This window comes from Kocuria sp. SM24M-10, assembly GCF_001027955.1.
Taxonomy (GTDB): Bacteria; Actinomycetota; Actinomycetes; order Actinomycetales; family Micrococcaceae; genus Kocuria; species Kocuria oceani.
In genome coordinates this window covers 41,920-48,580 of the sequence record NZ_LDNX01000054.1, presented here as the reverse complement: position 1 = coordinate 48,580, position 6,661 = coordinate 41,920, and the positions used below count along the sequence as shown (strand labels likewise).

Genomic DNA, 6,661 nt, shown 5'->3' with positions numbered 1-6,661 from the left:
GCGGAACCCTCGAGCGGATCGGCCTGGAGACGGTCGACTCGAAGGGCTACTGCTTCCAGATCGACCTCGGCTGGCGGACGGAGCGCGCCGGGCTGCAGGTCGTGGAGGTCCCGATCACCTTCGTGGAGCGCGCCGAGGGCGAGTCGAAGATGAGCCCGGACGTCACGCGCGAGGCCGTCGTCCGGGTGGCCCAGTGGGGGCTGACCGCCCGCGCGTTCTGGGGCTGCGGGCTCAGATCGCGTGCTTGGCCCGGTAGAACTCGATCCGCTGGGCGAGGATCTCCTCCAGCTCGTCCACGCTGCGCCGCTCCAGGAGCATGTCCCAGTGCGTGCGCTGGTGCTTCTCGTTGGGGTTCTCCGGCTTCTCGCCGTTGACGATGATCGCTTCCTTGCCGGTCTTCGACACCCAGACCGGGGGGATCTCGGCCTCCGCGGCGAAGGTGACCGTCACCGACTCGCCGTCCGCGGTGCGGTACTCCACGCGCTGGCGCGGAGCCGGCTCGACACCGGCCTCCGTCTCCATCGACTGGGAGCCCAGACGCATTCCCCTGAGACTGCGGTCGCTCATAGTGGTGGTTCCTCCATAACTGACGGTGGCCACGGCCGTGGCGCACACTCGGGCTGACGACGGGTCTGCAGGGACCCGGGATCCTCTGGGTGCAACGTCGACGGCCCCCGGGATGTTCCCCGGAGCGGGCCCGGATTCCCGGGCGGCCCCTGCCTCAGCGGACCCTGCCTCAGCGGCCGGCCGGGCCGTCCTGGGGCGGCATCGGGTCCTCGAGGCGCACGGGCGCGTCCGGGTCGATGCTCGAGGGGCGGGGGATCGTGAACTCGTCCGGGTCCACCGTGGTGCGCTCCAGGTTCAGGGAGAGGTCCTCGTCGGTGACCCGGACCTCCTCCGGGGTGACGAGCGGCTCCGACTCCGGTCCCGCGGCCTCCTCCGGCACCACGCCCTCCTCGTCGGCCGCACCGCGGCCGGGACCGGGGCCGTCGCCGTCCTCGTCGGGGCGGGAGAGGAAGTCCCCGACGCCCCGCAGCGCGTCGCCCAGCTCCGCGGGGATCATCCAGACCTTGTTCGCGCTGCCCTCGGCGACCTTCGGCAGCGTCTGGATGTACTGGTAGGCCAGCAGCTTCTGGGTGGGCCGGGCACGGTGGATCGAGTCGAAGACCTTGCGGATGGCCTGCGCCTCGCCGTCGGCGCGCAGGATCGCGGCCTTCGCCTCGCCCTCGGCGGAGAGGATCGCGGACTGCCGCTGGCCCTCGGCCATGAGGATCCGGGACTGCTTGTCGCCCTCGGCCGTCAGGATCACGGCCCGGCGCTCCCGCTCGGCGCGCATCTGCTTCTCCATGGAGTCCTGGATGGAGGGCGGGGGAGTGATCTCCTTGATGTCCACCCGGGAGACCCGGATGCCCCAGCGACCGGTCGTGGAGTCCAGGACGCCACGCAGCTCAGCGTTGATCTTGTCCCGGGAGGTGAGCGCCTCCTCGAGGTTGAGCCCGCCCACGACGTTGCGCAGCGTGGCGGAGGTCAGCTGGTCCGCGGCCTGGATGTAGTCGACGATCTCGTAGGTCGCCGCACGCGGGTCGGTGACCTGGAAGTAGACGACGGTGTCGATGCCGACGACCAGGTTGTCCTCGGTGATCACGGACTGCGCCGGAAAGGACTGCACCTGCTCGCGCAGGTCGATCAGCGGGAGCAGCCGGTCGATGAACGGGATGAGGAAGTGCAGCCCCGGGGTCAGGGTCGTGCGGTACTTGCCGAGGCGCTCCACGATGCCGGCCCGCGCCTGCGGGATGATCCGCACGGAGCGGAACAGGATGATGACGACCAGGACGATCAGGACGGCGAGCAGGATGATGACGGCTAGGTCCACGGGTGCCTCTCTCGGTGGGTGCTGCGCGACGTCGGTGACGCCGGGTCCGGCGGCGCGGCGCCTCCGGAGCGGGGGTTCAGAAGGACGGGCGGGGCTCGGGCCGGCCGTCGGCGGTCGGGGCGGGGTGGGGCGCCACCAGGACGGTGGCGCCCTCGATCTCGTGGACGTAGACGTCGGTGCCCACCGGCAGCTGCTCACCGGTGACCGAGCGGGCGCTCCAGGTGTCGCCCTCCAGCCGCACCAGCCCGCTGCGGGCGGTGACCGGGTCGAGGACCTGGCAGGGCAGGCCGATGAGCCGGGCCGCGTTGGACACGGTCCCGGGGGTGGACCGGTTGATCCGGCGCAGGGCGACGGGCCGGACGAGGAAGATGAGCAGCACCGCGGCGAGGGCGAAGGCCACCACCTGGATCACGAAGTTGTCCGTGACCCAGCTCAGGCCGAAGGCCAGCAGCGACGCCGCGGACATCATGAGGAACACGAAGTCGAGGGTCAGCATCTCGATCGCGGCCAGCACGATCATCGCCAGCAACCAGAACAGCCACGCGTTCTCGACGAGCCATTCCCACATGATCGGTCCCGACCTCTCCTGCGCCTTCGCCAGGGCGTGCGCCCTGGTCTCCATTGTGCCCCAGCCCTCCGACGCCGTCCCGGAGCGGCGTGCCGCCCGAGGACCGCGGGCGGTGCCGCACGGAATACCTGCGCTTTCCCCGCTGTTCACCCGACAACGGTGGTGCCGCGGTCCCGAGCAGGATCCGTGGCACCACCCGTGAGTTCCGCCGGGGCACCCGCGCCCCCGCGGGTCCGCCCGGACCCCGTCCGACGGACCCCGTCGGACGGACGCCGTCGGACGAACCGCGTCAGGCGGACCGTCTCAGCAGGAAGGAGGAGAACCATGAAGCTCGTCACCTCGGTTGCGGTCTCGGCCGCGGGCGCGTGGCTGGCCGGCACGGCGACCGCCGTCGTCGGCCTCTCCGCCCTGCAGTCCCGGCTGCCCGCCATGATGACCCGCTGGCTGGCCGCCGAGCCCGACTTCGAGCGGGCGCTGGTCCTGCTCGGCACCGGGCAGTGCGAGCCCGGGGACGACCGGGCCGAGCGGCTGCGCGCCCGGCTCGAGGCCGCCTCCGGCCGGCCCGTGGTGTACGTCGACGTCACCGTGCGGCCGGGCACCTCCGCGCGGCGGGCCGCCCGCAACCGCGAGCTGGCCCGCAGCTTCCACGCCGACCACGTGCTGGACCACGACCTGGGCGGGGATCCCGGTCCCGGCCCGGGACACGACCTGCGCCTCGGCGCGGCCGGCGGACCCGCGGAGCGCTGACGCCGTGGCTCACCCGCCGGTGCTGGTCACCGGCAGCGGCGCGGTGGCGGCGAGCATGCGGAAGGCCTGGCCGCTCAAGTGGATCAGCGCGTCCTGGCCGTCGATGCGGTTCTTCGGGCGACGGTGGCGTTGGCCGTGCCGTTGCGGTCGATGGTCTCGCGTCCCCGGCGGTGACCATGGAGAAGCGCGTGGCGATCCCCACGAGCTCCAGGTGGGAGTCGTCCCCGACGGCCCGGGCCAGGGGGAGTGCCTCCTCGACCACCACGCCCTCCAGCCCATGCCGCTGTCCACCCGCAGGCGCACCGTCGGCGTCCGATCGGCCGCGTCCTCGATGACCCTCCCGGCCACCTCCACGGGCGCCGTTCGGGAGCACGGCCCCCAGTTGGACGTCCTGTGGGGAGTCGGCCCGGCTCTCCTCGGCGTTGCAGCGCACGGTGTGCGTGTCCGCCGTCAGCACGGGGATGTCCTGTGTGCCCTGCGTCGTATAGGTGTAGGCGGTCTCCGCCCCGACGTCGCTCCCGCCGGCGGCAAAGGCGACTTCCACCGCGCAGGAGGCGCTCGGCGGCGGCGCCTCCTGCGCGGCCGCCCATCGGCCACCTCGGCCGCCGGGTCCGGCACGCCGACGGCGAGTCTCCGGCGCGGCCCGCACCTGTCCGGCCGGGGCTGCCGGGCTTAGGCTCGGAGCGAGCCCGACCGGAGCGCGTCGTCGCCGAGGACGACACCGGCGGGACCGCCCAGGAGGGGACCACACCATGACCACACCGCCCAGCACGGCACCGCGGACGGGCGCGCCGCACGTCGCCGACCACCACGACCTGATCCGCGTGCGGGGTGCTCGCGAGAACAACCTCCGGGACGTCAGCATCGAGATCCCGAAGCGCCGGCTGACCGTGTTCACGGGAGTCTCGGGCTCGGGCAAGAGCTCCCTGGTGTTCGGCACCATCGCCGCGGAGTCGCAACGGCTGATCAACGAGACCTACAGCGCCTTCGTGCAGGGCTTCATGCCCACGCTGGGCCGGCCCGAGGTCGACCGGCTGGAGGGTCTGACGACGGCCATCATCGTCGACCAGGAGCGGATGGGCGCCAATCCCCGCTCCACGGTCGGCACCGCCACCGACGCCAACGCGATGCTGCGCATCCTCTTCAGCAGGCTCGGGGAGCCGCACATCGGCTCGCCCAACGCCTATTCCTTCAACGTGCCGTCGGTGCAGGCCAGCGGTGCGATCACCGTGGATCGCGGCCCCGGCCGGACGCGGGCGGAGAAGACGACGTTCACCGTCCTGGGGGGCATGTGCCCCCGCTGCGAGGGCATGGGCTCGGTCAACGACGTCGACCGGTCCGCGCTCTACGACGACGCCCTGTCGCTCGACGACGGCGCGCTCACGGTCCCCGGCTACAGCATGGACGGCTGGTACGGGCGCATCTTCCGCGGCTGCGGCTTCTTCGACCCCGGCAAGCCGATCCGAGCCTTCTCGGAGCGGGAGCTCCACGACCTGCTGTACAAGGAGCCGACCAAGATCAAGGTCGACGGCATCAACGTGACCTACGAGGGGCTGATCCCCAGGATCCAGAAGTCGATGCTGTCCAAGGACGTCGACGCCCTGCAGCCGCACGTGCGCGCCTTCGTGGAACGGGCGGTGACGTTCACGACCTGCCCCGAGTGCAGCGGCACCCGCCTGAGCGCCCAGGCCCGGTCGTCGAGGATCGGCGGGAAGAACATCGCCGACGTCTGCGCGATGCAGATCAGCGACCTCGCCGGTTGGGTCCGCGGACTCGACGAGCCGTCGGTCGCCCCGCTCCTGACCGGCCTGCAGCACCTGTTCGACGCGTTCTCGCAGATCGGGCTGGGGTATCTCTCGCTCGACCGCCCGACCGGCACGCTGTCCGGGGGAGAAGCCCAGCGCACCCGGATGATCCGCCACCTGGGATCGTCGCTCACCGACGTCAGCTACGTCTTCGACGAACCCACCATCGGGCTGCACCCCCACGACATCGAACGGATGAACGGGCTGCTCCTGCAGCTGCGGGACAAGGGCAACACCGTGCTCGTCGTGGAGCACAAGCCGGAGACCATCGCGATCGCGGACCACGTCGTCGACCTCGGTCCCGGAGCCGGCAGCCACGGCGGGACGGTCGTGTTCGAGGGCACGGTCGAGGAGCTGCGGGCCAGCGGCACGCTCACCGGCAGGCACCTCGACGACCGCGCGTCCCTCAAGAAGACGGTGCGCACGCCCACCGGCACCCTCGAGATCCGCGGTGCCGATACCAACAACCTGCAGGACGTCGACGTCGACATCCCCCTCGGAACGCTCTGCGTGCTCACGGGTGTCGCCGGCTCGGGCAAGAGCTCACTGGTCCACGGCTCGGTCGCCGGCCGCGAGGGCGTGGTGCTGATCGACCAGGGCGCGATCCGCGGGTCGCGCCGGAGCAACCCGGCCACCTACACCGGCCTGCTCGACCCGATCCGCAAGGCCTTCGCGAAGGCCAACGGTGTGAAGCCCGCGCTGTTCAGCTCCAACTCCGAGGGCGCCTGTCCCGCTTGCAAGGGCGCCGGAGTCGTGTACACGGACCTCGGCGTCATGGCGACCGTCGAGTCCACCTGCGAGGAGTGCGGAGGACGGCGTTTCCAGAGCGCCGTGCTGGAGCACACGCTCGGCGGCCGGGACATCGCCGAGGTCCTGGCGATGCCGGTGGCCGAGGCCCTCGACTTCTTCGGCGCCGGAGAGGCGCGCACGCCGGCCGCCCACCGGATCCTCGGCAGGCTCGCCGACGTGGGGCTCGGCTACCTGGTGCTCGGCCAGCCGCTCACCACACTCTCCGGCGGGGAGCGGCAACGGCTGAAGCTGGCCGCCCAGCTCGCCGGGCAGGGGGAGGTCTACATCCTGGACGAGCCGACCACCGGCCTGCACCTGGCCGACGTGGAGCAGCTGCTGGGACTGCTCGACCGGCTCGTCGACGCCGGGAAGTCGGTCGTCGTGATCGAGCACCACCAGGCGGTCATGGCCCACGCCGACTGGATCGTCGACCTCGGCCCCGGGGCCGGCCACGAGGGAGGCCGTGTGGTCTTCGAGGGCACGCCCGCGGACCTCGTGTCCTCCCGCTCGACCCTCACCGGCCGCCACCTGGCGGCCTACGTCGGGGCGTGACCACCGGGCCCGGTGCCGTCCGGCCCGCGCGTGGGTTCCTGCGAACCATGGTCGGCGGGCAACGACCGCACGGGCCGGGGGAGTACCGCGGCCTCTGCGGGTGCGCCCGCGCCCGCCGGGGCGCCGCCGTGGCCGGGAGCAACGACGCCGCACGGCCGATCCGCACGGCCCGGCCGCTGGAACAGTCCTCCGACGGACGACCGGGACCTGTGCGGATCGTGGGCGCGGCAGTGACCCAGGTCACAGGCGATGCCGGAGCCGGGCGGCTCGTGGGCACCGGGGGCCACAGGGTCGCCGGCCACGGGCGTTACCAGCACCTCGGGCAGG

General features: G+C 72.3%; 5 protein-coding genes. 2 read left to right on the top strand and 3 right to left on the bottom strand.

Going from position 1 to position 6,661, the window contains the following annotated elements; genetic code table 11:
- Positions 1-231: 231 nt before the first annotated feature.
- The 3 genes from ABL57_RS06645 to ABL57_RS06635 all read right to left on the bottom strand — a co-directional run bounded on the left by ABL57_RS06645 (position 232) and on the right by ABL57_RS06635 (position 2,495).
- Positions 232-567, bottom strand: coding sequence for an RNA polymerase-binding protein RbpA (locus ABL57_RS06645; RefSeq protein WP_047801781.1), 336 nt, complete (start codon positions 565-567; stop codon positions 232-234).
- A gap of 169 nt (positions 568-736) precedes the next feature.
- Positions 737-1,873 carry an SPFH domain-containing protein gene (locus ABL57_RS06640; RefSeq protein WP_047802670.1) on the bottom strand — a complete coding sequence of 379 codons (1,137 nt, stop codon included), beginning with the start codon at positions 1,871-1,873 and terminating at the stop codon, positions 737-739.
- 76 nt (positions 1,874-1,949) lie between these two features.
- Positions 1,950-2,495 carry an NfeD family protein gene (locus ABL57_RS06635; RefSeq protein ID WP_238985994.1) on the bottom strand — a complete coding sequence of 182 codons (546 nt, stop codon included), beginning with the start codon at positions 2,493-2,495 and terminating at the stop codon, positions 1,950-1,952.
- 270 nt (positions 2,496-2,765) lie between these two features.
- Here ABL57_RS06635 and ABL57_RS06630 point away from each other — a divergent pair, with 270 nt between their 5' ends.
- Positions 2,766-3,188 carry a hypothetical protein gene (locus ABL57_RS06630; protein WP_047802668.1) on the top strand — a complete coding sequence of 141 codons (423 nt, stop codon included), beginning with the start codon at positions 2,766-2,768 and terminating at the stop codon, positions 3,186-3,188.
- Positions 3,189-3,940: 752 nt separating this feature from the next.
- On the top strand, positions 3,941-6,334 hold the full coding sequence (locus ABL57_RS06625) for an excinuclease ABC subunit UvrA (protein ID WP_047802667.1): 2,394 nt from the start codon (positions 3,941-3,943) through the stop codon (positions 6,332-6,334).
- Positions 6,335-6,661 lie beyond the last annotated feature (327 nt).

What these genes read in the sequence shown, in the direction of transcription:
- ABL57_RS06625 (WP_047802667.1), top strand. Translation starts at nt 3,941, where the DNA reads ATGACCACACCGCCCAGCACGGCACCGCGGACGGGCGCGCCGCACGTC.
- ABL57_RS06635 (WP_238985994.1), bottom strand. Translation starts at nt 2,495, where the DNA reads ATGGAGACCAGGGCGCACGCCCTGGCGAAGGCGCAGGAGAGGTCGGGA.
- ABL57_RS06630 (WP_047802668.1), top strand. Translation starts at nt 2,766, where the DNA reads ATGAAGCTCGTCACCTCGGTTGCGGTCTCGGCCGCGGGCGCGTGGCTG.
- ABL57_RS06645 (WP_047801781.1), bottom strand. Translation starts at nt 567, where the DNA reads ATGAGCGACCGCAGTCTCAGGGGAATGCGTCTGGGCTCCCAGTCGATG.